Here is a 25162-nt window from a genome sequence, read left to right on the forward strand (position 1 = left end):
GAGAACGCGCATGAGCGCCGGCAGCACCAACCCCTTCGAGAACCCCGACGGCGTCTACTCCGTGCTCGTCAACGAGGAGGGCCAGCACAGCCTGTGGCCCGACTTCGTCGACGTGCCGGCCGGCTGGACCGTCGTCCACGGCCCGGCGCCCCGCCAGGAGTGCCTGGACCACATCGAGACCAACTGGACGGACATGCGGCCCAAGAGCCTGGCGGAACGCATGGAGCGGACCGGCTGAGAACCGGACCAGGACCAGCACCAGGCCCCGGCCCCGGCCCCGGAACGAGGAACCGCCCATGCTCAGCACGCGCTTGACCAACGCCCGCGTCCTCACCATGGACCCCGACCACCCCGTCGCCCACGACGTGGGCATCTGGCGGGGCCGGATCGTGGGCCTGGACGAGGCGGTGACCGGGCTGCCCGCCGAGCGGGTGATCGATCTCCAGGGAGCGACCGTGCTGCCCGGGTTCATCGACAGCCATGTGCATCTGGCCTGGACGGGGTTCAAGGCGGCCACGCCCACAGTCGCGCCGTGCGTTCGCGTCGAGGACGTGCTCGCCGTCGTCGCCGAGGCCGCCGCGCAGGTGCCGCCGGGCGGCTGGGTGGACGTCGCGGGCTACGACCAGCGGGGGCTCGGTCGTCATCTGACCCTCCCCGAGCTGGACAAGGCCGCCGACGGGCGCAAAGTGCTCCTGATGCACGACTCCGGACACGGCTGCGCGGTCAGCAGCCCGGTGCTGGAACTGCTGCCCGGCGTGGTCCCGCACGAGGGCGCCTTCCTCGCCGAGGGGGCCATGGGCGCGGCACGGGCGCTTCGACTCCCGCACTCCCAGGAGGAGTTGGCGGAGGCGATCGGACGGGCCGCCCGGGCCTGTCTGGCCGAGGGGATCACGGCGTGCGCCGAGGCGGGCATCGGCGGCGCCCTGCTCGGCAACAGTCCGGTCGAACTGGGCGCCTATCAACTCGCCCGTGAACGCGGCCTGTTGCCGTTGCGGGTGCAGCTGATGGTGGCCGCCGACCGGCTGCACTCCATCTCCGCCCACGAGGCCGACGGCATCCCGCGCGCCCTCGACCTCGGACTGCGCACCGGCTTCGGCGACGACTGGCTGTCCGTCGGCGCGCTGAAGGTCTACACCGACGGCGGCATGATGGCCCGTACCGCCGCGCTCAGCAGCCCCTACCAAGGGCTCGACACCGCAGGGCAGTTGCAGGAGGACCCCGAACTCCTCAGACAGACCATCGTGGACGGGCACCTCGCGGGCTGGCAGCTCGCCGTGCACGCCATCGGCGACCGCGCGGCAGACGTCGCGATCGACGCGTTGGAGGAGGCGCAGCGACTGCGGCCCCGGCCGGGCGCCCGGCACCGCATCGAGCACGCCGGGCTGATCCGGCCCGATCAGCTGCCCCGGCTGGCCCGGCTCGGCGCATCGGCCGTCGTACAGCCCAACTTCCTGCGGTACTTCGGCGACGACTACGCGTCGATCATGGGGGAGGAGCGGGCGCCCTGGCTGTACCGGGGGCGGGGGTTCCTGGAGCACGGCATCCGGCTGGTGGGGAGTTCCGACCGGCCGGTGGCGGACGGGTCGCCGCTGCGGGCCGTTCAGTTCATGGTCGAACGGGCCTCTGTGTCAGGGCAGTTGATCGGCCCGGACGAGGGGATCACCGTCGACGAGGCGCTGCGCGCGTACACCGTCGACGGCGCCTGGGCCTGTCACTGGGAGGACAGCGCGGGCAGCGTCACGCCCGGCAAGCGGGCCGATCTGGTCGTGCTGGGAGACGACCCCCGAAGCGTCGACAGTTCGCGCATCGGGGACATCGAGGTCGTGGCGACACTCGTCGACGGCCGGGAGAACGAGGAGGGAACGCTGTGAGCGCTCCGACGACGGACTTCATCGGCGAGTACACCCAGCTGTGGCAGGACTCGTCCCACGCACCCCGCTGGGTGCTCTGGGACACCGCCGGGGACGTTCTGGTCTTCGACCGGGACGTCAACTGCCCCCTCTACATCGACGACGAGGCGATCCGGGGCGAGGTGCTGCGCCGGATGCGCGCGGCGGGCGTACCGGAGAGCGCGGAGTACCCGGGGCGCCCCTGCTCCCAATAGCCGTGCGGGGAACGGATGTTGACGGGCCGTCAAAATCCTTGTGCGGCGGCCTTTCCGTGCAGCAGTTCCCGCAGCAGGTGGTCGGTCGTGCAGACGACACCTGTGCGTGCCACCCACTTGAGGGCCATCGCGTGGTCCTCCGCGGAGAAGTCGGCCACCGCGTCGGCCACGATGAACGGCTGGATGTCGTGCATGAAGGCGTCCGCCGCCGTCAGCAGTATGCCGAGGTGGGCGCGGACCCCGCACAGGATGAGCTGGTCGCGTCCCGCCTCCCGCAGCAGCCGTCCGAGATGGCTGCGCAGGAAGGCGTTGTGGCGCACGTTCAGCAGCAGATGCTCGCCCACGCGCGGAGCGAGCCGCGGGACGATCGAGGCCGCGTTGGTCTCGGTACTGAAGACGACGGGCATGCCGAGTGTGCCGGCGAGTTCGCGCAGGGTGGCGATGTTCTCGACCAGTTCCACGACGGGCGAGCAGTCCTTCGGGAACGCCTGGACGAAGGGATTCTGCATGTCGTGGACAAGCAGGGCGGCGCGTGCCGGATCGATGGCCCAAGGGCGGGCCGAGCCCGGTACGGCGGAGCTGTCGGGCATCGGATAGGAGTCGACGACTGTGGTGCCCATGGCGTGGTACCTCCCCCTGACGGCGTGCGTGCACGAGCCGCTTCCCGTGAAGTTAGCTTAGCCTAAGCTAACTTTCCGTGTCGGTGTTAAGGGGTATCCAGTGCCGAACAGAAGCCGTACCTACCGCGATGCCTGGGGCATCCCGCACCTCCGCGCCGCCGGTCCCCACCAACTCGCCCACGCACAGGGCCAAAACGCTGCCCACGACCGCGCCTGGCAGATCGAGGTCGAACGCCACCGCTCCCAGGGCACCGCCGCCGCCTTCCTCGGTGCCCCGGCCCTCTCCTGGGACCTCCTCGCCCGCCGGGCACGCCTCGACGACACCGCCCGACGCTGCTTCGACGCCCTCGACCCCGCGACCGCCGCCTGGGTCACGGCGTACGTCGACGGCGTCAACGCAGGCCTGGAGCAAGGGGCCGCCGCCGCACCGGAGTTCGCGGCGACCGGACTCACGCCGACACCCTGGCGGCCGTGGACGCCCCTCGGCGTCTGGCTCGCCCACCACATCCTCTTCGCGGGCTTCCCGACCAAGCTGTGGCGCGAGGAGGTCGCCCGCCGCCTCGGCGACCCCGCCCTCGAACTCTTCGCCACGGACGGCCCGGGCACCTCCGGCTCCAACGGCTGGCTCGTTCCCGGACACCGCACCGCGCACGGCGCCCCGATCATCGCGGGCGACCCCCACCGGCCCCTCCAGAACCCCGGCTTCTATCAGCAACTCCACCTCTCCTGCCCGGAGTTCGACGTCGTCGGCTTCGCCGTCCCGGGCGTCCCCGGCATCGCCCACTTCGGCCACACCGGCACGGTCGCCTGGGCCATCACCAACGCCATGGCCGACTACCACGACCTGTACGAGGAGACGCTGCGCGGCGCGGACGACGGCACGACCGGCGGCCGGGTCGAAGCGCTGGGCCCCGACGGCTGGCGACCCGTGCTCCACCGGCACCGGGAGACGGTCGAGGTCGCGGGGGGCGACCCTGTCGACGTCGACGTGATCGAGACGGAACGCGGCCCGGTGATCATCGGCGACACCGGCAGCCTCGCGGGCGCGAGCCGCGCCGAAGCGACCGTCATCAGCCTCCGCTATCCGCCCCGCGTCACCGCCGACCTCGGCTTCGCCGCGATCCCGCAACTCCTGCACGCCCGTACCGTCGCCGACATCGACCGGGCGTTCGACCGCTGGATCGAGCCCGTGAACGTCGTCCACGCCGCCGACACTCAGGGCGGGCTGCTGCACCGGGTCGCCGGGTACGTCCCCGTCCGCCACCCCGACAACACGCTCCGCGTCGTCCCGGCACGGCAGCCGGGGCACGAGTGGCGGGGCTGCCACGACACCCCGCGCGCCGAGGTCGACGACCTCGCCGTCATGGCCAACGCGCGGGGAATCGCCACCCCGTTGGGCGCGGAGTTCGCCCCGCCGCACCGCGCCGACCGCATCACCGAACTGCTCCGCCGGTCCCACGCGTGGACGGCCCCGGAGATGGCGGCCGTCCACATGGACACCCGACTCCCCGCCACCGCACCCCTGTTGGACGGGCTGGCACGGCTCGACGGCCTCACTCCCGCCGCCGCACGCCTGCGCGACCGGCTCCTCTCCTGGGACCGACGCATGGACGCCGAAAGCGGCGCCGCCGCCGACTACGCGCGCCTGCGCTCGGCCGTCGTACGCCGGATCGCCGCCGCCCCGCAGCTGAAGAGCCTCGCCGGACCGCTGCCCTACCCGGCGGTGTTCGAGCCCTGGCTGAACCTCACCGGCAAGGTCGCGTTCGCCTTGGACAACCTCCTGGTCACCGACCTGCTCCCCGGCCTCGACCGCCCGGCCATCCTCACCGGCGCACTGGAGGAGACCGCCGACGCGGACCCCGTGACGTGGGGCGAGCTGCACCGCCTCGCCCCACTGCGGGCCCTGCCCGGTAGCGGCGCCGACGAGCAGTGGCCCGGCCTCGGCGGCGACCACGACTGCGTCCTCGCCACCTCCAGCGTCCCCGGTATCACCGACCTCAGCTCACGAGGCCCCTCCGCCCGGTACGTCTGGGACCTCGCCGACCGTGACCACAGCCTCTGGATCGTCCCCCTGGGCGCGAACGGCATCCCCGGGAACGCCCACCACCGCGACCAGCTGCCCCTGTGGGCGGCTGGCCAACTCGCCCCAGTCGTCACCGACTTCGCCCAACTCACCGAAGAGACCGAAGACGACCGGGGTGGGGGCGATCAGGGCCGCATCAGCAGCTGGAAGTCGAAGGCGTAACGCGACGCCCGGTAGATGTGCGTGCCGAACTCCACGGCCCGCCCGGTGTCGTCGTACGCCGTGCGCTGCATCGTGAGCAGGGCGGCGCCCTCGCGCTCCGCCAGGCGTTTCGCCTCCGCCGCGGTGGCCGAACGGGCGCCGACCGTCTGACGGGCACTGTGCAGCGTGATGCTCGCGGTGCGCATCATCCGGTACAGACCCGTCGACTCCAGCCGGGCGGCGTCGAGTTCGAGGAGTCCCGACGGCAGATGGTTGACGAGGAACGCCACCGGCTCGCCGTGCGCACAGCGCAGCCGCTCCAGGACGACGACCTCGCTGCCCTCCTTCACCCCGAGAGCGGCGGCGACCTCGGCGGACGCCGGCTCCGCCTCGTTGCGCAGGACCTGGGTGGTGGGCCCCTGTCCGGCGGCCTCCAGGTCGTCGTACAGGCTGCTCAGTTCGAGCGGGCGCTTGACCTGGCTGTGCACCACCTGCGTACCGACGCCTCTGCGGCGTACCAGCAGGCCCTTGTCCACCAGGGACTGGATCGCCTGGCGGACGGTGGGTCTGGACAGGCCCAGGCGGACCGAGAGGTCGATCTCGTTGCCCAGGAGATTGCCCGGCGCCAGGACCCCGTGCTCGATCGCCGCCTCCAGCTGCTGGGCCAGCTGGTAGTAGAGCGGGACCGGGCTGGAGCGGTCCAGCGCGAAGTCCAGCGTGTCGAGCGGGGAGCCGGACGCCGCACGGGCACGATCACCGGTCGTCGCCACCGGGGCACCTCCCTTCAGGTTGTGACGGTTCGTCAGGAATGGCTGGGGAAACCGAGGTTGATACCGCCGTCGGACGGATCGGGCCAGCGCGTGGTGATGACCTTCCCCTGGGTGTAGAAGGTGATGCCGTCGCTGCCGTAGATGTGCAGATCGCCGAAGAGGGAGTCCTTCCAGCCGCCGAAGGAGTGGTAGCCGACCGGCACCGGGATCGGCACGTTCACACCGACCATGCCCGCCTTCACCTCCAGCTGGAAGCGGCGGGCGGCGCCGCCGTCCCGGGTGAAGATCGCCGTACCGTTGCCCCAACGCGAGCCGTTGATCAGCGCGATGGCCTCGTCGTACGTCTCCGTGCGCACCACGCACAGCACCGGGCCGAAGATCTCGTCCCGGTACGCGTCAGCCGTCACCGGCACCCTGTCCAGCAGCGACACGCCGAGGAAGAAGCCGTCCTCGTGCCCCGGGACCGTGAATCCGGTGCCGTCGACGACGACCTCCGCACCCTGCGCCGCCGCGCTCGCCACGTACGAGGCCACCTTGTCGCGGTGCTCGCGCGTGATCAGCGGCCCCATCTCCGACTCGGGGTCGGTGCCGGGGCCGATGCGCAGGCCCTTCGCCCGCTCGGCGATCCTCCCGACCAGCTCGTCACCGGTGTCACCGACCGCGACCACGACGGACACCGCCATGCAGCGTTCGCCCGCCGAGCCGTAGGCGGCGTTGATCGCCTGGTCGGCCGCGTAGTCCAGGTCGGCGTCGGGCAGGACCAGCATGTGGTTCTTGGCGCCGCCGAGAGCCTGGACGCGCTTTCCGTGCGTAACCGCCTGGATCTGTATGTACTTCGCGATGGGCGTCGAGCCGACGAACGACACCGCCTCGATGTCCGGGTGCTCCAGGATGCGGTCCACGGCGACCTTGTCGCCCTGCACGATGTTCAGCACCCCGTCCGGAAGGCCCGCCTCGGAGGCCAGTTCGGCCAGCCGGTACGACGCCGACGGGTCCTTCTCGCTCGGCTTCAGCACGAACGTGTTGCCGCAGGCGATGGCCAGCGGGAACATCCACATCGGCACCATGGCCGGGAAGTTGAACGGCGTGATGCCGGCGACGACACCCAGCGGCTGCCGGATCGACGAGACGTCGACCCGGGTCGCCACCTCCGTCGACAGCTCGCCCTTCAGCTGCACGCTGATCCCGCAGGCCAGCTCGACGATCTCCATCCCCCGGGCCACCTCGCCGAGCGCGTCGCTGTGCACCTTGCCGTGCTCGGCGGTGATCAGCTCCGCGATCTCGTCGCGATGCGCGTCCAGCAGCTCCCGGTACTTGAACAGCACCGATGTCCGCTTGGCGAGGGAGGCCGCACCCCAGCTCTCGTACGCGGCCTTCGCGGAGGCGACGGCCGCGTCCACCTCGTCCACCGAGGCGAAGCCGACCTGCTTCTCCTGGGCGCCGGTGGCCGGGTTGTAGACGGCGCCGAAGCGGCCGGACGTGCTCTCGACGGGCTTGCCGTCGATCCAGTGGGTGATGGTCTTCATGGTGCGGGCCTTTCAAGGGGGGTGCGGCCTCCTAGGGGGGAGGGGCCGGGTGAGTCAGAGGTGCCGGCGCCGGTCGGCCACCTGGCGGTCGTAGTCCTCACGGGCCTGTACGGCGGACTCGCGGGTGGCGGTCTCGGCGACCGGTACGTCCCACCAGGCCTCCGCCGGGGGAGAGGTCGGCGCCGGGTCCGTCTCGACGTAGACGCAGGTCGGCCGGTCCGAGGCGCGAGCCGTGGCCAGGGCCGTGCGCAGCTCGCCCAGGGTCTTGGCGCGCAGGACGTCCATGCCGAGGCTGGCCGCGTTGGCCGCGAGGTCGACCGGCAGCGGGTCGCCGGTGAAGGTGCCGTCGGCGGCCCGGAAGCGGTAGGGCGTGCCGAAGCGCTCGCCGCCGACCGCCTCGGAGAGGCCGCCGATGGAGGCGTATCCGTGGTTCTGGATGAGGAGCAGGTTGACCGGGAGACCCTCCTGGACGGCGGTGACGATCTCGGTCGGCATCATCAGATAGGTGCCGTCACCGACCAGCGACCAGACCGGCGTGTCCGGCGCGGCCTGCTGGACGCCGATGCTGGCCGGGATCTCGTAGCCCATGCAGGAGAAGCCGTACTCCAGGTGGTACTGGCGCGGACTGCGGGCCCGCCACAGCTTGTGCAGGTCGCCGGGGAGCGAGCCCGCCGCGTTGATGATCACGTCGTCGTCGCCGACGACCGCGTCCAGCGCGCCCAGCACCTGCGTCTGGGTGGGCACGGCGTCGTCGTCGCCCTGGTAGGCGGCCTCGACGACCGCGTCCCAGCGCTCCCGGCCCGCCCGGTACTCGTCCTCGTACGCCTGCCCGACCCGGTGTCCGGCCAGCGCCTCGGTGAGCGCGGTGAGGCCCGTGCGGGCGTCGCAGACGAGGGTCCGTGCCGCGAGCTTGTGGGCGTCGAAGGCGGTGATGTTGAGGTTGACGAACCGTACGGCGGGGTTCTGGAAGAGGGTGTTCGAGGCGGTCGTGAAGTCGGTGTAGCGCGTGCCGACGCCGATGATCAGGTCGGCGGTGCGGGCCAGGTCGTCGCTGACGGCCGTGCCGGTGTGGCCGATGCCGCCCAGGTCGGCGGGGTGGTCATAGCGCAGGGAGCCCTTGCCGGCCTGCGTGGAGGCCACGGGGATGCCGGTGGCGTCCACCAGGGCCTTCAGCGCCTCCTCGGCCTGGCTGTGGTGGATCCCGCCGCCGGCGACGATCAGCGGCCGCTCGGCGGCCCGGACGGCCTCGACGGCCGCGCTGAGCTCGTAGGGGTCGGGCGCGGGACGCCGGACGTGCCAGACGCGCTCGGCGAAGAACTCCTCCGGCCAGTCGTACGCCTCCGCCTGCACGTCCTGCGGCAGGCAGAGGGTGACGGCACCGGTCTCCACCGGGTCCGTGAGGACGCGTACGGCGTTCAGCGCGGACGGGATCAGCGCCTCCGGGCGCGTCACCCGGTCGAAGTAACGCGAGACCGGGCGCAGGGTGTCGTTGACGGACAGGTCGGCCTCGACCGGGTGCTCCAGCTGCTGGAGCAGCGGATCGGCGGTGCGCGTCGCGAAGTAGTCGCCGGGGAGCAGGAGCACCGGGAGGCGGTTGATCGTCGCGAGGGCGGCGCCGGTGACGAGGTTGGTGGCGCCCGGGCCGATGGACGTGGTGACGGCCTGCGTGGAGAGCCGGTTCAGCTGACGGGCGTAGCCGACCGCCGCGTGGACCATCGCCTGCTCGTTGCGGCCCTGGTGGAACGGCATCGTGTCCTCACCTGCCTCCAGGAGCGCCTGCCCGAGGCCCGCCACATTGCCGTGGCCGAAGATGCCCCACGTGCCGGAGATCAGCCGGTGGCGGACGCCGTCGCGCTCGGTGTACTGGACGGACAGGAACGTGACCAGCGCCTGGGCGACGGTGAGACGGCGGGTAGGGGTGGTGCTCATCAGGACTTCTCCGGGGCCGTGTAGAGGGGCAGGCGGGGGTCGACGGGCTGTTCGGGCCAGGTGTCGCGGACCCAGGCGTGATCGGGGTGGTCGCAGATCAGCCAGGCGCGGTCGGCCTCGGGGCCCGCCATGACGTTCAGGTAGTACATGTGGTGGCCGGGCACGGCCATCGACGGCCCGTGCCAGCCGTCGGGGATGAGCACGACGTCCCCGCCGCGCACCTCGGCCAGCACGTCCGTGTTCCGGCCTTGTCCGGACGGGGAAACCCGCTGGTAGCCGAGGCCGGGCGTGCCCTCGTGGTCGGCGAACTCGAAGTAGTAGACCTCTTCGAGGACGGACTCCTCACCGGGCCGGTGCTCGTCGTGCTTGTGCGGCGGGAAGGACGACCAGTTCCCGCCGGGCGTGATCACCTCGACGGCGATCAGCTTGTCGCACTCGAAGACGCCCGCCGCGCCGAAGTTGTTGACCTGCCGGGAGGAGTTCCCCGTGCCGCGCAGCTCGACGGGGACCTCGGAGGCGGGCCCGTAGCGGGCGGGCAGCCGCCGGGTGCAGCGCGCGCCGGTGAGCGCGAAGCGCCCGCCCGCGTGGGACGTGAGGGTCGCACGGGCGTCACGTGGCACGTACACGAAGTCGCTGACGCCGCTGAACACGCTGTCACGGCCGTGCAGCTCGAAGGTGGAGTGACCGAAGTCGTCCGTCGCGTCGACCGTGCAGCCACCGCTCAGGGACAGCACGATCCACTCGCTGTCGCCGGTGGAGAAGCTGTGCGAGCCGCCCGGCGGCAGCTCCAGCACCCGGAGGCTGGAGTAGCCCCAGCCGGCCTTCTCGGGGTTCACGTCGACGACGTAGGGGCCGCCGAGGGCCTTGCCTGCCGGGAGGTGGTAGGCGGTGGTCATGATCTGTCACTCCTGTTCACAGCAACCCCACGGCCGTGTCCACGGCCGTCTCCACAGTGCCCGAGGACGGGTAGAGCAGCGACCTGCCCACGACCAGACCCTGGACGGTCGGCAGCCGCAGCGCCTTGCGCCAGCGCTCGTACGCGCCCTCCTGGTCGTCGCCGACCTCGCCGCCGAGCAGCACGGCGGGCAGCGTCGACGTGTCCAGCACCTCGGCCATGTCGTCCGGGTCGTCGGTGACGGGGAGCTTCAGCCAGGTGTAGGCGGAGGTGCCGCCCAGGCCCGACGCGATGGCGATCGAGCGGGTGACCGCCTCGGCGGACAGGTCGTTGCGCACCCGTCCGTCGACCCGGCGCGAGATGAACGGCTCGACGAACAGCGGGAGTTGAAGCGCGGCCATGTCGTCGACGGCGCGGGCTGTGGACTCCAGGGTGGTGAGTGAGCCCGGGTCGTCGTAGTCGATCCGCACCAGCAGTTTGCCCGCGTCGAAGCGCAGCCGGGCGATGTCCTGGGCGCGGTGGCCGGTGAAGCGGTCGTCCATCTCGAAGACCGCGCCGGCCAGCCCGCCGCGGTTCATCGACCCCATGACGACCTTGTCGTCGAGCACGCCGAGCAGCAGCAGGTCGTCCAGGATGTCGGCGGTGGCCAGCACCCCGTCCACACCGGGCCGCGACAGCGCCACGCACAGGCGTTCCAGCAGGTCGGCGCGGTTGGCCATGGCGAGCCGACGGTCGCCGACGGCCAGGGCGCCGCGCGCCGGATGGTCGGCGGCCACGATCATGAGCCGCCCGCTGTCGCCGATCAGCGGACGCCGGACCCGGCGGGCGGCGGCCTCCGCGACGGCCTCCGGGTGCCGGGCTCTGACCCTGGCGAGGTCGGGGATGCCGATGGTCAAGACAAGCTCCGTTCAGGGGTTCGGGGCGGCCGATCGGCCGCCCCCGGAATCGTCGCGGTCGTGTCCGCGCTCATCGGTGCGATCCGCTCGCGAGGAGGTCGTCGACCTCGGACCGGGTCGGCATCGCGGACGAGCAGGCGAGACGGGAGGCGACGAGGGCGCCGGCCGCGTTGGCGTACCGCATGGTCCGCTCCAGCTCCCAGCCGGACAGTAGGCCGTGGCACAGGGAACCGCCGAAGGCGTCGCCGGCGCCCAGACCGTTGACCACCTCGACGGGCACGGGCGGGACCTCGGTGGTGGTGCCGTCGCGGTGGACCGCCAGCACGCCCTTCGGGCCCTGCTTGACGACGGCCAGCTCGACCCCGGCCGCCAGCAGCGCCTCGGCGCAGGCACGCGGCTCGCGTACGCCGGTGGCGATCTCGCACTCGTCCAGGTTGCCCACCGCCACGGTCGCGTGGCGCAGGGCCTCGGCGTAGTACGGGCGGGCCTCCGCCGGGTTTTTCCAAAACATGGGCCGCCAGTCCAAGTCGAACACGGTGATGCCCGACCGGTCGCGGGCCTTGAGGGCGGCGAGGGTGGCCGAGCGGCTCGGTTCCTCGCTCAGACCGGTGCCGGTGATCCAGAAGACGCGGGCGGCGCGGATGCCGAAGAAATCCAGCTCGTCGGTGCGTATCTGCAGGTCAGGGGCTGTCGGCTGGCGGTAGAAGTACAGCGGGAAATCGTCCGGCGGGAAGAGCTCGCAGAACGTGACCGGGGTGGGCAGACCCTCGACCGGCGTCACCCAGCGGTCGTCGACGCCGAACTCCTCGAGCGCCTGGTGGAGATAGTCGCCGAAGGGGTCCGCGCCGGTACGGGTGACCACGGCCGAGGAACGGCCCAAACGGGCTGCCGCGACCGCGACGTTGGCAGCCGACCCACCGAGAAATTTTCCGAACGTCTGCACTAGGGTCAGCGATACACCGGACTGCAGCGGATAGAGATCAACTCCGATGCGGCCCATGGTGACCAGGTCGAAGGGCGGGGCTGACTCGGTCATGCGATGCTCCTTCGAGCTGCGGAGGATGCGGGTCCCGAGGGGCCTGTCGTCTCCCAGGTGTAGGACTCGAAGGGTGACGCTGTCAAGAGTATGTTCTTACATTCTGACCTGCTAGTGAAATAATGTCTTAACAAAGTATTGACAGCGGACTGTCCAAGGATTTGGATTCGGTCCCAGCACGATCGCCGTGTTCGCGGCACACGGCCCGGACCTCCGGGACCCGGGCCCGGGATCGCTACGATCCCCACCCTCTCCCCGGTCGCACAGTGAGGTGCAGGAAAAGATGGACCGCTCTTCTCGCTCCCGCAGAATCGCCCCCGTCGTCGCCGCTGCCGCGGCAGCGGCCTTGGTCCTCGCGGGCTGCTCCAGCAGTTCCGGTGGCAAAGACTCCGAAGAGGGCGGCACCGACGCCTCGGCGGGCAAGGCCACCACTCCTCGTATGAAGGTCGCCCTGGTCACCCACCAGGCTCCGGGCGACACCTTCTGGGACATCGTCCGCAAGGGCGCCCAGGCCGCCGCCGACAAGGACAACATCGAGCTCATCTACTCGGCCGACCCGAACGCGGGCAACCAGGCCAACCTCGTCCAGACCGCGATCAACCAGAAGGTCGACGGCATCGCGATCACCCTCGCCAAGCCGGACGCCATGAAGGACGTCGTGGCCAAGGCCACGGCGGCCGGCATACCGGTGGTCGGCCTCAACTCCGGTCTGAGCGACTGGAAGACCCTCGGTCTCCAGCAGTTCTTCGGCCAGGACGAGTCCGTCGCGGGCGAGGCGTTCGGCAAGAAGCTGAACGAGCTCGGCTCCAAGAAGGCCGTCTGTGTCGTCCAGGAGCAGGGCAACGTCGGCCTCACCCAGCGCTGTGACGGTGTGAAGAAGACGTTCACCGGCACGCTGGAGACCCTCAACGTCAACGGCACCGACATGCCGTCCGTGAAGTCGACGATCACCGCGAAGCTCAACCAGGACAAGGCCATTGACTACGTGGTCGCGCTCGGCGCCAGCTACGCGCTGACCGCGGTGCAGTCGGTGGGCGACGCCAACAGCAAGGCGAAGGTCGCCACCTTCGACCTCAACAAGGAGATGACCGACGCCATCACGAAGGGCGACATCCAGTTCGCGGTCGACCAGCAGCCCTACCTCCAGGGCTACTTGGCCGTCGACTCGATGTGGCTCTTCAAGAACAACGGCAACTACAGCGGTGGCGGTGAGCAGCCCGTGCTGACCGGCCCGGCGTTCGTCGACAAGTCCAACGTCGAGAAGATCGCCGAGTTCGCCGCGAAGGGCACTCGGTGATGTCGATGAGTCAGACAACGGCACCGGCGGCGAGTTCCTCGCCGCCGGCTCCGCCGGTCGCTCAGAAAGACGGCCGCACCAACCAGCGGTCCCTGGGGCGCAGGCTGCTGGCCCGCCCCGAGGTCGGCGCCCTCATCGCCGCGATCGGCGTGTACCTGTTCTTCTTCGCGGCGGCTCCCGCCTTCCGCGAGACCAGCGCGATGTCCACCGTCCTCTACCAGGCGTCCGTCATGGGCATCATGGCGCTGCCGGTGGCTCTGCTGATGATCGGCGGCGAGTTCGACCTGTCCGCCGGTGTCGCGGTCACCACCTCCGCGCTCACGGCGGCGATCCTCAGCTTCCAGCTGTCGATGAACGTGTGGACCGGCGTCATCGTCGCCCTGTTCGTCTCCCTCGCTGTGGGTGCGTTCAACGGCTGGCTGCTCATCAAGACCGGGCTGCCCAGCTTCCTGGTCACCCTCGGCTCGTTCCTGATCCTGCAGGGCGCCAACCTCGCCGTCACGAAGATCTTCACCGGGAACGTCGCCTCCGACTCGATCGCCGACATGGACGGCTTCGACCAGGCCAAGAGCGTCTTCGCGTCCGAGTTCACCATCGGTGACGTCGACTTCAAGATCACGATCGTGTACTGGCTGGTGTTCGCCGCGATCGCGACCTGGCTGCTGCTGCGCACCAAGTTCGGCAACTGGATCTTCGCCGTCGGCGGCAGCGAGGCCAGCGCCCGCGCGGTCGGCGTCCCGGTCAAGTTCACGAAGATCGCCCTGTTCATGGGCGTCGGCGCGTGTGCCTGGTTCGTGGGCATGCACCTGCTGTTCTCGTTCAACACCGTGCAGTCCGGCGAGGGTGTGGGCAGCGAGTTCCTGTACATCATCGCCGCGGTGATCGGCGGCTGCCTGCTGACCGGCGGCTACGGCTCCGCGATCGGTTCGGTCATCGGTGCCTTCATCTTCGGCATGGTCTCCCAGGGCATCGTCTACGCCAACTGGAACCCGGACTGGTTCAAGGCGTTCCTCGGCGTGATGCTCCTGGTCGCCGCCCTCGTCAATCTGTGGGTCCGCCGCCAGGCGACCCGGAGGTGAACTGATGACAACCAACGAAACCACCTCCCCCAACGGCACCCTCACCCAAGAGAGTCCGCCTGCGGACGCCGCGCCGATCGTCGAACTGCGCAACACGGGCAAGGCATACGGCAACGTCCGTGCCCTGCACGGGGTGAACCTCACCGTCCGCTCCGGCCAGGTCACCTGCGTCCTGGGCGACAACGGCGCCGGCAAGTCCACCCTGATCAAAATCATCTCCGGGCTGCACCAGCACACCGAGGGCGAACTCCTCATCGACGGCAACCCCGTCCACTTCGCCACCCCCCGTGAGGCGCTGGACGCCGGGATCGCCACCGTCTACCAGGATCTGGCGACGGTCCCGCTGATGCCGGTGTGGCGCAACTTCTTCCTCGGCTCCGAGATGACCAAGGGCCCCTGGCCCGTCCGCCGCCTCGACATCGAGAAGATGAAGCAGACCGCGGACGCGGAACTGCGCAACATGGGCATCGTCCTGGACGACCTCGACCAGCCCATCGGCACCCTCTCCGGCGGCCAGCGCCAGTCCGTGGCCATCGCCCGCGCCGTCTACTTCGGCGCCCGGGTTCTGATCCTGGACGAGCCGACCGCCGCGCTGGGTGTCAAGCAGTCGGGTGTGGTGCTGAAGTACATCGCCGCCGCGCGGGACAAGGGCCTCGGGGTCATCTTCATCACCCACAACCCGCACCACGCCTACATGGTCGGCGACCACTTCAGCGTCCTGCGCCTGGGCACCATGGAACTGAGCGCCGCCCGCAGCGAGGTCAGCCTCGAAGAGCTCACCAACCACATGGCCGGCGGCGCCGAACTCGCCGCCCTCAAGCACGAGTTGGCCCAGGTCAGCGGCGTCGACGTCGAGAAACTCCCCGAAGCCGAAGACCTCCAGGCACCCGTCGCTTCCTCCCCGGAAGGGAAGACGGCATCATGACGACGCCGCTCGACCGCATCCGGGTCGGCTCGGCGCCGGACTCCTGGGGTGTCTGGTTCCCCGACGACCCGGTACAGGTGCCGTGGGAACGCTTCCTGGACGAGGTCTCCGAAGCCGGCTACCGCTGGATCGAGCTGGGCCCGTACGGCTATCTGCCGACCGACCCGGCCCGTCTGACGGACGAGATCGTCAAGCGTGACCTGAAGGTGTCGGCCGGTACCGTCTTCACCGGCCTGCACCGGGGTCCGTCCGAGTGGGAGTCGACCTGGGAGCACGTCAGCCAGGTCGCCGCGCTCACCCAGGCGATGGACGCGAAGCACCTGGTCGTCATCCCCTCGTTCTGGCGGGACGACAAGACCGCCGAGATCCTGGAGCCGCCGGAGCTGACCGCCGAGCAGTGGGGCCACCTGGCCCGGGGCATGGAACGGCTCGGGCGCGAGGTGAAGGAGACGTACGGCCTCGACATCGTCGTCCATCCGCACGCGGACACCCACATCGACACCGAGACGCACGTGGAGCGGTTCCTCGACGCCACGGACTCCGATGTGGTCAACCTGTGCCTCGACACTGGGCATTACGCCTATTGCGGGGGCGACAGCGTCAAGCTGATCGAGACGTACGGTGAGCGGATCGGGTATCTCCACCTCAAGCAGGTGGATCCGGCGATCCTGGCCGACGTGGTGAAGAACGAGGTGCCCTTCGGGCCGGCCGTTCAGCGGGGGGTCATGTGTGAACCTCCGTCCGGGGTACCGGAGTTGGGGCCTGTGCTTACTGCTGCGCAGGGCCTTGGCGTGGATCTGTTCGCGATTGTCGAGCAGGACATGTATCCGTGTGAGCCGGACAAGCCGATGCCTATTGCTGTGCGGACTCGGCAGTTTCTTAAATCCTGCGGGGCATAGGAGCGGGCGGTCTGCGGGTGGTTCGTCGGGTGCGGGTTGTGTGTGGCTTGTCGCGCAGTTCCCCGCGCCCCTAGGTTGGACCGCCCGCCCCAAGTCGTTAAGGGGCACCGTTTCTCTGTGATGAACCATGATGTGCTCGGCGTTGTCGTGATCGGTACCGGACGGATGGGTGCCGATCACGTTCGTCGTCTTGAGGAAGTCACCAGTGGCGCCCGGGTGGTCGCTGTCGTGGACATCGACGCCGAGCGTGCCGAGCTGGTCGCTTCCGGCATCGACGGCTGTGCGGCGTACAGCGACCCTGTCGCCGCCATGGCATCCACCGGTGTCGACGCCGTGCTCATCGCCTCGCCCGGGGCCGCTCACGAGGCGGCCCTGCTCGCCGCCTTCGAGTACGGCCTGCCGGTGTTGTGCGAGAAGCCGCTCACGCCCGACGCCGCTTCCGCGCTGCGGGTACTGGAGGCCGAGCAGCGGCTCGGACGGCGCCTGGTCCAGGTCGGGTTCATGCGGCGATACGACGCCGAGTACCTGGAGCTCAAGTCGCTGCTCGGGACAGGGCAGTTGGGCCGGCCGCTCATGCTGCACAACCGGCATCGCAATGCGGCCTCCCCGCCCTGGTGGACCAGCGCGATGCACATCAACGACTCCGTGGTGCACGAGATGGACGTGACCCGGTGGCTCCTGGATCAGGAGATCACCGCGGTCACCGTGCTGTGTCCGAGGCCGTCCCGGAACGCGCCGGAGGGGCTTCAGGACCCGCAGTTCGTCGTGATGGAGACCGACGGCGGCGCGATCGTCGACGTCGAGATCAACGTCAACTGCGGCTTCGGGTACCAGGTGCAGGCCGAGGTGGTCTGCGAGGGCGGAACCGCCCGGATCGGCGACGGTCACGGCATGGTCGTCAACTCGGCCGGCCGCTGGGGCGGCGCCATCGCCCAGGACTACATCGAGCGGTTCGAGGACGCGTACGACCGCGAGGTCCAGGCGTGGGTCGACGCCACGCGGCGCGGCGAGGTCACCGGGCCCAGTGTCTGGGACGGTTACGCGGTGGCCGCGGTCTGCGAGGCGGGCGTACGCGCGCGGACCGAGGGCCGGCGCGTCGAGGTGGAACTCGTCGAACGGCCCGCGCTGTACCGGTGACAGCGGTACGACGCGGGCCGTTCAGGCGTTCGAGCGGACGTGCTCAGACCGTGCGTACGTCCTCGATGCGCACCGGACGGTGCTCCTGGAGCGACAGGGTGCAGGCGTCCGCGATCCAGCCCGCCTCCAGCGCCTCGGCGACCGTGCACGGGGACGTGCGGGTGCCCGCGACGACCTCCGTGAACGCCGTCAGTTCGGCGCGGTAGGCGGGGATGAAGCGGTCCATGAAGAAGTCGTGCGGGACGCCCGCCGGGAAGGTCACGCCCGGCTCCACGGAACGCAGCGGCAGCTTGTCCTCCAGGCCCACGGCGATGCTGTCCTGGAAGCCGTGGATCTCCATGCGGACGTCGTAACCACGGGCGTTGTGGCGGGAGTTGGAGACCACGGCGATCGTGCCGTCGTCCAGGGTGAGGATCGCGCCGGTGGTGTCGGCGTCACCCGCCTCCTTGATGTAGTCGGCACCCTTGTTGGCACCCACGGCGTACACCTCGGTGACCTCACGGCCCGTCACCCAGCGGATGATGTCGAAGTCGTGCACCGAGCAGTCCCGGAAGATGCCACCGGAGGCGGCGATGTACGCGGCCGGCGGCGGCGCCGGGTCCAGCGTGGTCGACCGGACGGTGTGCAGCGGGCCCAGCTCACCGCTCTGCACGGCGGCCCGTGCGGCGACGAAGCCTGCGTCGAAGCGCCGGTTGTAGCCGATCTGGATCTCGACGCCGCTGTCCTTGACCGCGTTCAGCACCGCGACGCCCTCGGCCATCGTGCGGGCCACGGGCTTCTCGCAGAACACCGGCACACCCGCCTCGACGGCGGCGAGGATCAGGGCCGGGTGGGCGTCGGTCGCGGCGGCGATCACGATGCCGTCGACACCGGCGGCCAGGAGGGCCTCGGGGGAGTCGGCCACCTGGGCGCCGAAGCGCTCGGCGGCGGCCTTGGCGGCGTCCGCGAACGGGTCGCTGACGACGAGGGAGTCGACGGCGTCGAGACCGGAGAGGGTCTCGGCGTGGAATGCGCCGATGCGGCCGAGGCCGAGGATTCCGATACGCATGGGCTGTGGTGCTCCTTGGTGTGGTGCGGGTGCGGTGCGAGTGTCTTGCAGGGGAGAAGCAGGGGACAAACAGGTGGGGACTGTGGTCAGTCCAGGCCGCCCAGGACGTTCTGGTCCCAGTCGATCACCGAACCGGTGACCACGCCCGACCGGTCCGACAGCAGGAGGACGACGAAGTCGGCGATCTCGTCCGGCTGGCCGAGCTTGCCCATGGGCAGCCGTTCGGCGGCCTGGTCGAGCCAGTCGTCGCCCGCTCCGTGGAAGGCCCGCTGGGTGGCGTCCTCGCCCTCGGTCGCGGTCCAGCCGATGTTCAGGCCGTTGATCCGGACCCGGTCCCAGCGGTGCGCGTGCGCCGCGTTGCGGGTCAGGCCGATGAGACCGGCCTTCGCGGCGACGTACGGGGCCAGGAAGGACTGGCCGCCGTGTGCCGAGGACGTGATGATGTTGACGACCGTGCCGGGCGCCTTGCGCGCCACCATGTCCGCGACCGCCGCCTGCATGGCGAAGAACGGGCCCTTGAGGTTGATCGCGATGTGCGCGTCGAACAGCTCGGGCGTGGTGTCGAGCAGCGTGCCGCGCGTGGTCAGGCCCGCCGAGTTGACCAGGCAGTCGATCCGGCCGTGGGCCCCGACCACCTCGGCCACGGACGACTTCGCCTGCTCGGCGTCGGAGAGGTCCGCGCGGACGTACATGGCCTTGCCGCCCGCCGCCGTCAGCTCCGCGACCAGCGCCTCGCCCGGTTCCGGGCGCCGCCCGGTGACCGCGACGACGGCACCCTCGCGGACGGCCGCCCGGGCGATGGCCGCCCCGACGCCCTGACTGCCGCCGTTGACGAGGACGACCTTGTCCTGGAGAAGTCCCATGTGTTTCTGTTCCTCAGCTCTCACGTCGTTCGGCGCCGGCCCGCAGTGCCTCGCGGAGCGCCTCGGAGGTCCACTCCTCGCGCAGCGCCTGCCGTACGAGGTCCGCCTGCGAGGGCGGGGCCAGACCGTCGACCGGCGGGTCCCGGTCGAGGTTGGTGGGAAAGGGGTAGCCCTCGGCCGAGGCCGCGACGACCGCCTCCAGCCAGGCATCGCCCGCGCCTTCGGCCTTGCGCGCGAGGAGCACCGGGTAGAGCGCGTTCACCATCGCCTCCCGGTCCACGCTCTCCATGGCCCGGCCGAAGGCGGAGGACACCTGGAGGAGGTTCGCCATCCGGCGGATGTCCGCGGAGCGGTTCGTGCCGGCCGCGTGGAAGAGCGCCGGGTTGAAGAACGCCGCGTCGCCCTTGGCCAGCGGCAGCTGCACGTGGTGGGCGTCGAAGTACGCCCGGAACTCCGGGAGCCGCCAGGCCAGATAGCCCGGCTCGTACGACTGCGAGTACGGCAGGTACAGCGTCGGTCCGGACTCGACGGGCATGTCGCAGTGGGCGACGGCGCCCTGGAGCGTCAGCGCGGGGGACAGCCGGTGGACGTGCGCCGGATAGGCGGCGGCCGTCTCGTTGGACAGGAAGCCGAGGTGGTAGTCGCGGTGCGGGCTCTGCGCGGCGCCGCCGGGGTGGACCACGTTGAGCTGCGAGGTGACCTGGTAGCCGGGGCCGAGCCACGCGGTCGCGACGAGGGCGACGATGTCGTTGGCGTAGTAGTCGGCGAACGCCTCCGGCGCGCGCAGGGCCGTCTTCTCCAGGGCGTTCCACACCCGGTCGTTGGCACCCGGCTTGGCGAAGTGGTCGCCCGCGACGGTCCCGGACGCACGCTGGTCGGCGATGAGCGCCTCGAAGGCGGCGGTGGCCCGGTCCACGACCGACAGGTCGGCGAAGGCCCGCTGGAGAACCACGATGCCGGGTCCGTCGGTGAACGCCCGGACCAGCTCCGCCAGGACCTCCCGGCGCCCGTCGGGCGTGGTGACGGCGGTGCGCAGCCGCTCACTGTCGTAGACGAGCACGTTCTGCCGGACACCGGTCGCGTACGGGTAGTCGGCGGCGTCGGTCGTCCGCTCGACCTCTGCGCGGAACGCGTCGAGATCGCAGTCCTGCTCGGACAGCCACGCGCGGCGTTGTGCGGCGGTGAGGGACATCGTCGTCCTTCTCTCGGTTATCAACGGCTACCTGCTGCTGTCATTGTTGTCATGACAAACTCGTCAAACAACCAGCAGACGACCATCAAAAACCCCTCAACCGGAAGCCGAGGAACCCTCCCATGGGCCACCCCTATCCGATCCGGGAGATCGCACGTCAGGCGGGCCTCAGCGAGGCCACCGTCGACCGCGTCCTGAACGGCCGGGGCGGTGTGCGCGAGAGCACCCAGCGGGAGGTACGGCAGGCCATCGCGGACCTGGACCGGCAGCGCACCCAGGTCCGGCTGGTCGGCCGTACGTTCATGATCGACGTGGTGGCTCAGGCGCCCGAGCGCTTCACCGTCGCCGTCCGGGCCGCCCTGGAGGCCGAGCTGCCCGCCCTGCATCCTGCTGTCGTGCGCTCGCGCTTTCACTTCCGCGAGACCGGCCCGGTGGTGGAACTGGCGGCGACCCTCGACCGCATCGCGCGGCGCGGCTCGCAGGGCGTCATCCTCAAGGCACCGGACGTGCCCGAGATCACCGCCGCCGTCGCCCGGCTGGTGGCCGTCGGCATCCCGGTCGTCACTCTGGTGACCGACCTGCCCTCCAGCGCCCGCCTCGCCTACGTCGGCATCGACGACCGGGCCGCCGGCGCCACCGCCGCGTATCTCATGGGCCAGTGGCTCGGCGAGCGCCCCGGCAACGTTCTCACCAGCCTCAGCAGCGGCTTCTTCCGCAACGAGGAGGAGCGTGAGATGGGTTTCCGGGGCGTGATGCGGGCCCGGCACCCCGAGCGAGCCCTCGTCGAGATCACCGAGGGGCAGGGGCTGGACGCCACCCAGTACGACCTGGTCCGGGACGCCCTGAAGCGCGACCCCGACATCCGGGCGGTCTATTCGATCGGCGGCGGCAACAACGCGACGCTGCGGGCTTTCGAGGACCTGGGCCGGGAGTGCGCGGTGTTCGTCGCCCACGACCTCGACCACGACAACACCCGGCTGCTGCGTGAGCACCGCCTGTCGTGCGTGCTCCACCAAGACTTCCGCCAGGACATGCACGAGGCCTGCCGCACGGTGATGCGCGCCCACGGCGCCCTTCCGCCGGCGGGGCCGATGCTGCCGTCGGCGATCCAGGTACTGACGCCGTACAACATGGCGCCGCGGTGAACTGTGTTTTCGCCCCCGCCGCCCTTACCCGTTCCCATCCTCGGGGGCTCCGCCCCCGAACCCCCGTTCGCGCTGAACGCGCTCGTCCTCAAACGCCGGACGGGCTGGGTATGTCAGCCCGTCCGGCGTTTGAGGACAAGGCCCGTTCAGGGCCGACAGTGGGGGTCTGGGGGCGCAGCCCCCAGGGATGGGACGGGTAGGGGCGGCGGGGGCGAAGAAGACGCTGCCCCCCCGACGCGTCACACCTTCACCCACGCCCCCGACTCCACAGACCGGCTCATCGCATCCAGCGCGGCAGCGCTCCGCACCGCGTCCGTCAATGTGGCCCCGTACGGGGTCCCTTCAGCCACCGAGCGCACAAAACGGTGGGCCTCGATGACCTTCAGGTCGTCGTAGCCCATGGCGTTCGCCGCCCCCGGCTGGAACGCGCCGAACTCGCCGTCGCCCGGCCCGACGTACACCGTGCTGACGGCCTGGTCCTGGTACGAGGACCCGGTGGACACGCCCAGCTCGTTCATGCGGCGGAAGTCCCAGAAGACGGCGCCCTTCGTGCCGTGCACCTCGAAGCCGTAGTTGTTCTGCTCGCCGACCGAGACCCGGCACGCCTCCAGGACACCCCGGGCGCCGGAGGCGAAACGCAGCAGGCAGGACACGTAGTCCTCGTTCTCCACCGGGCCCAGCTCGCCGCCCGACGCACGCGTGTGGCCGGCCGTCGCGCCGGTCGGGCGAGCCCGCTCGGGGACGAAGACCGCCGTGTCGGCGGTGAGCGCGGCGATGTCGCCCAGCAGGAAACGCGCCAGGTCCACGCCGTGCGAGGCGAGGTCGCCCAGCACTCCGCTGCCGCCGCGCTCCCGCTCGTACCGCCAGGTCAGCGCGCCGTCCGGATGGGCCGCGTAGTCGCTGAAGAGGCGGACGCGGACATGCGTGACCGTGCCGATGTCGCCGGACGCGATGAGCTGCCGGGCCCGCTCCACGGCGGGCGCGTTGCGGTAGTTGAAGCCGACCGTGCCCTGGACACCGGCCTGGGCGACCGCGTCGGCGACCGCGCCCGCGTCGGCCGTCGACAGGCCCACCGGCTTCTCGATCCAGATGTGCTTGCCCGCCTCGGCCATCGCGACGCCGATCTCGCGGTGCAGGAAGTTCGGCGCGGTGATGCTCACCGCCTGCACTCGCGGATCCTTGGCGATGTCACGCCAGTCACGGGTCGTCGAGGCGAACCCGAACTGCTCGGCGGCCTCCTCGGCCCGGCCCGGCACCTCCTCGGCGACCATGACCAGTTCGGGCCGCAGCCCCAGCTGGGGGAAGTGGTGCGGCAGGCGGACGTACGCCTGGGTGTGCACCCGTCCCATCCAGCCGAACCCCACGACGGCGACACCGAGCGTACTTACCATGACAGCCCCTCTTTGGACCGGTCCAGAACAGTTTCCCTCTCACTCTCGGTGTCCGCTGCCTGTGCTGTCAAGCCATTCCCTCCTTTGACAGGGGACGCTGGGCTGTGGAACGGTCCAATACATGAGACCACCGACCATCCGTGACGTCGCCGAGCGAGCCGGTGTGTCGAAGTCCCTGGTCTCGCTCGTGCTGCGCGGCTCCGAGCAGGTGCGGCCCGAGAAACGGGAGGCCGTCCTGCTGGCCGTACGAGAGCTCGGCTACCGGCCGAACGCCGCCGCGCGCAGCCTCAGCGAACAGCGCACCCGGACCGTCGGCGTCCTCCTCAACGACTTGCGCAACCCCTGGTTCGTCGACCTGCTCGACGGGCTCAACTCCCTCCTCCACGACAACGGCCTGCACATGCTGCTCGCCGACGCCCGCCTCAACCGCCGCAGCGGCCAGGACCTCACCGGCCCCTTCCGCGACCTGGGCGTCGACGGCCTGGTCGTGGTCGGCACCCTGCCCGACCCGACGGTCCTCGGCACCCTCGCCGAGCGCATCCCGGTCGTCGTCGCGGGCGCCCGCGAGCCCGCGCTGCCCGGCGTCGACGTGGTCGCCAACGACGACGAGCACGGCGCCAGGATCGCCACCGAGTACCTCATCGGGCTCGGCCACCGCCGGATCGCCCACATCGCCGGGTACGGCGCCGTCGGTGAACTGCGCCGGCGCGGCTTCGAGGCGACCATGCGCACGCACGGTCTCGCGCAGGGCGCGCTCGTCGAGGCCGGCGACATGACGGAGGAGGGCGGCTACCGCAGTACGGTCCGGCTGCTCGGCGGCCCCGTCGACCGGCCCACCGCCGTCTTCGCCGTCAACGACATGGCCTGTGTCGGCGTCCTCTCCGCCGCCGAGGAGCTGGGACTGAGCGTCCCCCGTGATCTGTCCGTCGTCGGCTACGACAACACGAACATCTCCCGGCTGCGCCACGTCTGGCTGACCACCGTGGACAACGCCAGCCACGAGGTCGGCCGCCGCGCCGCCCGCTGCCTCCTCGACCGACTCGACCCGCCCCGGGCGCCAGGCAGTGTGCACCTCGCCGCCCCCACGCTGGAGATCCGGGGAACGACGGCCGAGCCGCCGCGAACCGACTCCTGAAGCGGCGGCCTCAGGCGCGGTACTCCCGCAGCTTCCGGTACAGCGTCGCGCGGGCGATGCCCAGCGCCGCCGCCGTACGGGCCTTGTTGCCGCCGTTGCTGCGCAGCGCCTCCAGGATCGCGGTGCGCTCGGCATGCTCCATCGGGCTGAGCGGCCGTGCGGCGGGCTCCTCCCTTACCGGGTCCGGGAGTTCGGCCCGCCGGACCGGCCCCGCCGCCCGCCGGTTCTCCGCCAACGTCCGCACCAGATGGGCGAGTTCGGTGAGGTTGCCGGGCCACGGATACTGCTCCAGCGCCCGCAGCGCGTCCAGCGTCCAGGTGAGCGGCGGTCTGCCGCCGGCCGGCCTCGGCGTCAGGGCCGGGAGCAACTCCCGGATGTCCTCGGGGCGTTCACGCAGTGCGGGCAGGGTGACCGAGCGGGCGGCCAGGGTGTCCAGGAGCCGCTGAAGACAGGGGCCCGGGGGAGTGCCGGGTGTGTACGTGGCCAGCAGGCGGACGTCCGGACGCTCGTCGAGGAGGCCGTTCAGCGCGGCGACATCCGACTGGGCGAGCCGCTCGGCGTGCCGGAGGAGGAGCGGGCGCCCGCTCATCAACTCGTCGATTCCCGGGCCGAGTTCGGGTGCCTCGGCGGCGTCCAGGACCAACGGATCGGCGCCGCCCAGCAGTTCGCGGGCCAGCGCTGTCTTGCCGGACCCGCGCTCCCCGGTCAGCAGCAGCGGTTCGCCGCCGCACGCCAACTCGACCGCCCGGCCCACCGTATGCCGCCACGGCACCGAACTCCCGGCCAGCCGCCCCGCCGCCGGCCGCGGCACCGACCGTACCGCCGCACCCTCCGCGACGGGCTCCAGCACGGCGACGATCCCGAGCACCCGACCACCGCCCTGCTCCCGCACCGGACGGAACTCGGCGGTACACCCGGCACCTTCGGGCAGCGCGATGCCGTACGACTCGACCGCCGCCGAACCCGCCGAACCCGCCGAACCCGCCGAACCCGCCGAACCCGCCGAACCCGCCGAACCCGCCGAACCCGCCGAACCCGCCGAACCCGCCCG

Annotated in this window: 23 protein-coding genes; 11 read left to right on the forward strand and 12 right to left on the reverse strand. The window is 70.9% G+C overall.

The genetic code is table 11. The annotated features are described in order from the left end of the window. Nucleotides 1-10: 10 nt before the first annotated feature. Genes ACH4TV_RS20610 through ACH4TV_RS20620 form a run of 3 tightly spaced genes read left to right on the forward strand, consistent with a single transcriptional unit; the run spans nt 11 to nt 2104 of the window. The gene (locus ACH4TV_RS20610; protein WP_318322891.1) at nt 11-238 is read left to right on the forward strand and encodes an MbtH family protein; all 228 of its coding nucleotides are present in this window, start codon (nt 11-13) and stop codon (nt 236-238) included. A gap of 58 nt (nt 239-296) precedes the next feature. After that, complete coding sequence (locus ACH4TV_RS20615; RefSeq protein WP_398400020.1) at nt 297-1871, forward strand: amidohydrolase; 1575 nt, start codon at nt 297-299, stop codon at nt 1869-1871. Next, the gene (locus ACH4TV_RS20620; RefSeq protein WP_398400022.1) at nt 1868-2104 is read left to right on the forward strand and encodes a hypothetical protein; all 237 of its coding nucleotides are present in this window, start codon (nt 1868-1870) and stop codon (nt 2102-2104) included. The genes ACH4TV_RS20615 and ACH4TV_RS20620 overlap by 4 nt, the downstream gene beginning before the upstream one ends. Nucleotides 2105-2133: 29 nt before the next feature. Here the strand turns inward: ACH4TV_RS20620 and ACH4TV_RS20625 are convergent, their stop codons facing one another. Then, nucleotides 2134-2724, reverse strand: coding sequence for an isochorismatase family protein (locus ACH4TV_RS20625; RefSeq protein WP_398400024.1), 591 nt, complete (start codon nt 2722-2724; stop codon nt 2134-2136). A 100-nt stretch (nt 2725-2824) separates the two neighbouring features. On the opposite strand from ACH4TV_RS20625, the gene ACH4TV_RS20630 reads away from it, so the two are divergent. Continuing rightward, nucleotides 2825-4969, forward strand: coding sequence for a penicillin acylase family protein (locus tag ACH4TV_RS20630; RefSeq protein WP_398400026.1), 2145 nt, complete (start codon nt 2825-2827; stop codon nt 4967-4969). On the opposite strand, the gene ACH4TV_RS20635 is transcribed toward ACH4TV_RS20630, so the two are convergent. The 6 genes from ACH4TV_RS20635 to iolC all read right to left on the reverse strand — a co-directional run bounded on the left by ACH4TV_RS20635 (nt 4933) and on the right by iolC (nt 12000). Beyond that, entirely contained in the window at nt 4933-5718 is a 786-nt protein-coding gene (locus ACH4TV_RS20635; protein ID WP_398400028.1) for a GntR family transcriptional regulator, read from the reverse strand. The genes ACH4TV_RS20630 and ACH4TV_RS20635 overlap by 37 nt on opposite strands. Before the next feature lie 32 nt (nt 5719-5750). Beyond that, nucleotides 5751-7244 (reverse strand): CoA-acylating methylmalonate-semialdehyde dehydrogenase, encoded by a 1494-nt coding sequence (locus ACH4TV_RS20640; RefSeq protein ID WP_398400030.1) that lies wholly within the window; start codon nt 7242-7244, stop codon nt 5751-5753. 54 nt (nt 7245-7298) lie between these two features. Then, nucleotides 7299-9173, reverse strand: a complete 1875-nt coding sequence (gene iolD, locus ACH4TV_RS20645; RefSeq protein WP_398400032.1) for a 3D-(3,5/4)-trihydroxycyclohexane-1,2-dione acylhydrolase (decyclizing) — start codon at nt 9171-9173, stop codon at nt 7299-7301. Next, nucleotides 9173-10069, reverse strand: coding sequence for a 5-deoxy-glucuronate isomerase (iolB, locus tag ACH4TV_RS20650; RefSeq protein ID WP_398400034.1), 897 nt, complete (start codon nt 10067-10069; stop codon nt 9173-9175). The genes iolD and iolB overlap by 1 nt, the downstream gene beginning before the upstream one ends. A gap of 16 nt (nt 10070-10085) precedes the next feature. Then, entirely contained in the window at nt 10086-10964 is an 879-nt protein-coding gene (locus ACH4TV_RS20655; RefSeq protein WP_398400036.1) for a deoxyribose-phosphate aldolase, read from the reverse strand. 70 nt (nt 10965-11034) lie between these two features. Continuing rightward, on the reverse strand, nt 11035-12000 hold the full coding sequence (iolC, locus tag ACH4TV_RS20660; protein WP_398400038.1) for a 5-dehydro-2-deoxygluconokinase: 966 nt from the start codon (nt 11998-12000) through the stop codon (nt 11035-11037). Nucleotides 12001-12283: 283 nt separating this feature from the next. Between iolC and ACH4TV_RS20665 the strand changes: the two genes are divergently transcribed. The 5 genes from ACH4TV_RS20665 (at nt 12284) to ACH4TV_RS20685 (ending at nt 17337) form a co-directional block, all read left to right on the forward strand. Further along, the gene (locus ACH4TV_RS20665; protein WP_398400040.1) at nt 12284-13297 is read left to right on the forward strand and encodes a substrate-binding domain-containing protein; all 1014 of its coding nucleotides are present in this window, start codon (nt 12284-12286) and stop codon (nt 13295-13297) included. 5 nt (nt 13298-13302) lie between these two features. After that, the gene (locus tag ACH4TV_RS20670) at nt 13303-14376 is read left to right on the forward strand and encodes an ABC transporter permease (RefSeq protein WP_398400042.1); all 1074 of its coding nucleotides are present in this window, start codon (nt 13303-13305) and stop codon (nt 14374-14376) included. 4 nt (nt 14377-14380) lie between these two features. After that, nucleotides 14381-15301 carry an ATP-binding cassette domain-containing protein gene (locus ACH4TV_RS20675; protein WP_398400044.1) on the forward strand — a complete coding sequence of 307 codons (921 nt, stop codon included), beginning with the start codon at nt 14381-14383 and terminating at the stop codon, nt 15299-15301. After that, complete coding sequence (locus tag ACH4TV_RS20680; protein WP_398400046.1) at nt 15298-16200, forward strand: sugar phosphate isomerase/epimerase family protein; 903 nt, start codon at nt 15298-15300, stop codon at nt 16198-16200. Before ACH4TV_RS20675 ends, ACH4TV_RS20680 begins: the two co-directional genes overlap by 4 nt. A 120-nt stretch (nt 16201-16320) precedes the next feature. After that, nucleotides 16321-17337 (forward strand): Gfo/Idh/MocA family protein, encoded by a 1017-nt coding sequence (locus tag ACH4TV_RS20685; RefSeq protein WP_398400719.1) that lies wholly within the window; start codon nt 16321-16323, stop codon nt 17335-17337. A 43-nt stretch (nt 17338-17380) separates the two neighbouring features. Here ACH4TV_RS20685 and ACH4TV_RS20690 read toward each other — a convergent pair whose 3' ends face one another. From ACH4TV_RS20690 to ACH4TV_RS20700, 3 genes are all read right to left on the reverse strand, one after another. Continuing rightward, nucleotides 17381-18385, reverse strand: a complete 1005-nt coding sequence (locus ACH4TV_RS20690) for a Gfo/Idh/MocA family oxidoreductase (RefSeq protein ID WP_398400048.1) — start codon at nt 18383-18385, stop codon at nt 17381-17383. Nucleotides 18386-18471: 86 nt separating this feature from the next. Then, on the reverse strand, nt 18472-19248 hold the full coding sequence (locus tag ACH4TV_RS20695; protein WP_398400050.1) for an SDR family oxidoreductase: 777 nt from the start codon (nt 19246-19248) through the stop codon (nt 18472-18474). 13 nt (nt 19249-19261) lie between these two features. After that, nucleotides 19262-20440, reverse strand: coding sequence for a phytanoyl-CoA dioxygenase family protein (locus ACH4TV_RS20700; RefSeq protein WP_398400052.1), 1179 nt, complete (start codon nt 20438-20440; stop codon nt 19262-19264). Between the two features lie 122 nt (nt 20441-20562). Between ACH4TV_RS20700 and ACH4TV_RS20705 the strand changes: the two genes are divergently transcribed. Beyond that, nucleotides 20563-21585, forward strand: a complete 1023-nt coding sequence (locus tag ACH4TV_RS20705) for a LacI family DNA-binding transcriptional regulator (RefSeq protein ID WP_398400054.1) — start codon at nt 20563-20565, stop codon at nt 21583-21585. 239 nt (nt 21586-21824) lie between these two features. Here ACH4TV_RS20705 and ACH4TV_RS20710 read toward each other — a convergent pair whose 3' ends face one another. Continuing rightward, nucleotides 21825-22976: a Gfo/Idh/MocA family protein gene (locus tag ACH4TV_RS20710; RefSeq protein WP_398400056.1), complete on the reverse strand. Its 1152-nt coding sequence runs from the start codon at nt 22974-22976 to the stop codon at nt 21825-21827. Between the two features lie 121 nt (nt 22977-23097). Here ACH4TV_RS20710 and ACH4TV_RS20715 point away from each other — a divergent pair, with 121 nt between their 5' ends. Next, nucleotides 23098-24111 (forward strand): LacI family DNA-binding transcriptional regulator, encoded by a 1014-nt coding sequence (locus ACH4TV_RS20715; RefSeq protein WP_398400058.1) that lies wholly within the window; start codon nt 23098-23100, stop codon nt 24109-24111. Nucleotides 24112-24121: 10 nt separating this feature from the next. Here ACH4TV_RS20715 and ACH4TV_RS20720 read toward each other — a convergent pair. Then, on the reverse strand, nt 24122-25162 hold a 1041-nt coding region (locus ACH4TV_RS20720), incomplete at its 5' end, for a helix-turn-helix domain-containing protein (protein ID WP_398400060.1).

It is taken from the genome of Streptomyces sp. NPDC020898 (genome assembly GCF_044333925.1).
Classification (GTDB): Bacteria; Actinomycetota; Actinomycetes; order Streptomycetales; family Streptomycetaceae; genus Streptomyces.

What these genes read in the sequence shown, in the direction of transcription:
- ACH4TV_RS20715 (WP_398400058.1), top strand. Translation starts at nt 23,098, where the DNA reads ATGAGACCACCGACCATCCGTGACGTCGCCGAGCGAGCCGGTGTGTCG.
- ACH4TV_RS20675 (WP_398400044.1), top strand. Translation starts at nt 14,381, where the DNA reads ATGACAACCAACGAAACCACCTCCCCCAACGGCACCCTCACCCAAGAG.
- ACH4TV_RS20690 (WP_398400048.1), bottom strand. Translation starts at nt 18,385, where the DNA reads ATGCGTATCGGAATCCTCGGCCTCGGCCGCATCGGCGCATTCCACGCC.
- ACH4TV_RS20680 (WP_398400046.1), top strand. Translation starts at nt 15,298, where the DNA reads ATGACGACGCCGCTCGACCGCATCCGGGTCGGCTCGGCGCCGGACTCC.
- ACH4TV_RS20665 (WP_398400040.1), top strand. Translation starts at nt 12,284, where the DNA reads ATGGACCGCTCTTCTCGCTCCCGCAGAATCGCCCCCGTCGTCGCCGCT.
- ACH4TV_RS20695 (WP_398400050.1), bottom strand. Translation starts at nt 19,248, where the DNA reads ATGGGACTTCTCCAGGACAAGGTCGTCCTCGTCAACGGCGGCAGTCAG.
- ACH4TV_RS20685 (WP_398400719.1), top strand. Translation starts at nt 16,321, where the DNA reads ATGAACCATGATGTGCTCGGCGTTGTCGTGATCGGTACCGGACGGATG.
- iolD (WP_398400032.1), bottom strand. Translation starts at nt 9,173, where the DNA reads ATGAGCACCACCCCTACCCGCCGTCTCACCGTCGCCCAGGCGCTGGTC.
- ACH4TV_RS20625 (WP_398400024.1), bottom strand. Translation starts at nt 2,724, where the DNA reads ATGGGCACCACAGTCGTCGACTCCTATCCGATGCCCGACAGCTCCGCC.
- iolC (WP_398400038.1), bottom strand. Translation starts at nt 12,000, where the DNA reads ATGACCGAGTCAGCCCCGCCCTTCGACCTGGTCACCATGGGCCGCATC.
- ACH4TV_RS20615 (WP_398400020.1), top strand. Translation starts at nt 297, where the DNA reads ATGCTCAGCACGCGCTTGACCAACGCCCGCGTCCTCACCATGGACCCC.
- ACH4TV_RS20710 (WP_398400056.1), bottom strand. Translation starts at nt 22,976, where the DNA reads ATGGTAAGTACGCTCGGTGTCGCCGTCGTGGGGTTCGGCTGGATGGGA.
- ACH4TV_RS20700 (WP_398400052.1), bottom strand. Translation starts at nt 20,440, where the DNA reads ATGTCCCTCACCGCCGCACAACGCCGCGCGTGGCTGTCCGAGCAGGAC.
- ACH4TV_RS20640 (WP_398400030.1), bottom strand. Translation starts at nt 7,244, where the DNA reads ATGAAGACCATCACCCACTGGATCGACGGCAAGCCCGTCGAGAGCACG.
- ACH4TV_RS20670 (WP_398400042.1), top strand. Translation starts at nt 13,303, where the DNA reads ATGAGTCAGACAACGGCACCGGCGGCGAGTTCCTCGCCGCCGGCTCCG.
- ACH4TV_RS20610 (WP_318322891.1), top strand. Translation starts at nt 11, where the DNA reads ATGAGCGCCGGCAGCACCAACCCCTTCGAGAACCCCGACGGCGTCTAC.
- iolB (WP_398400034.1), bottom strand. Translation starts at nt 10,069, where the DNA reads ATGACCACCGCCTACCACCTCCCGGCAGGCAAGGCCCTCGGCGGCCCC.
- ACH4TV_RS20705 (WP_398400054.1), top strand. Translation starts at nt 20,563, where the DNA reads ATGGGCCACCCCTATCCGATCCGGGAGATCGCACGTCAGGCGGGCCTC.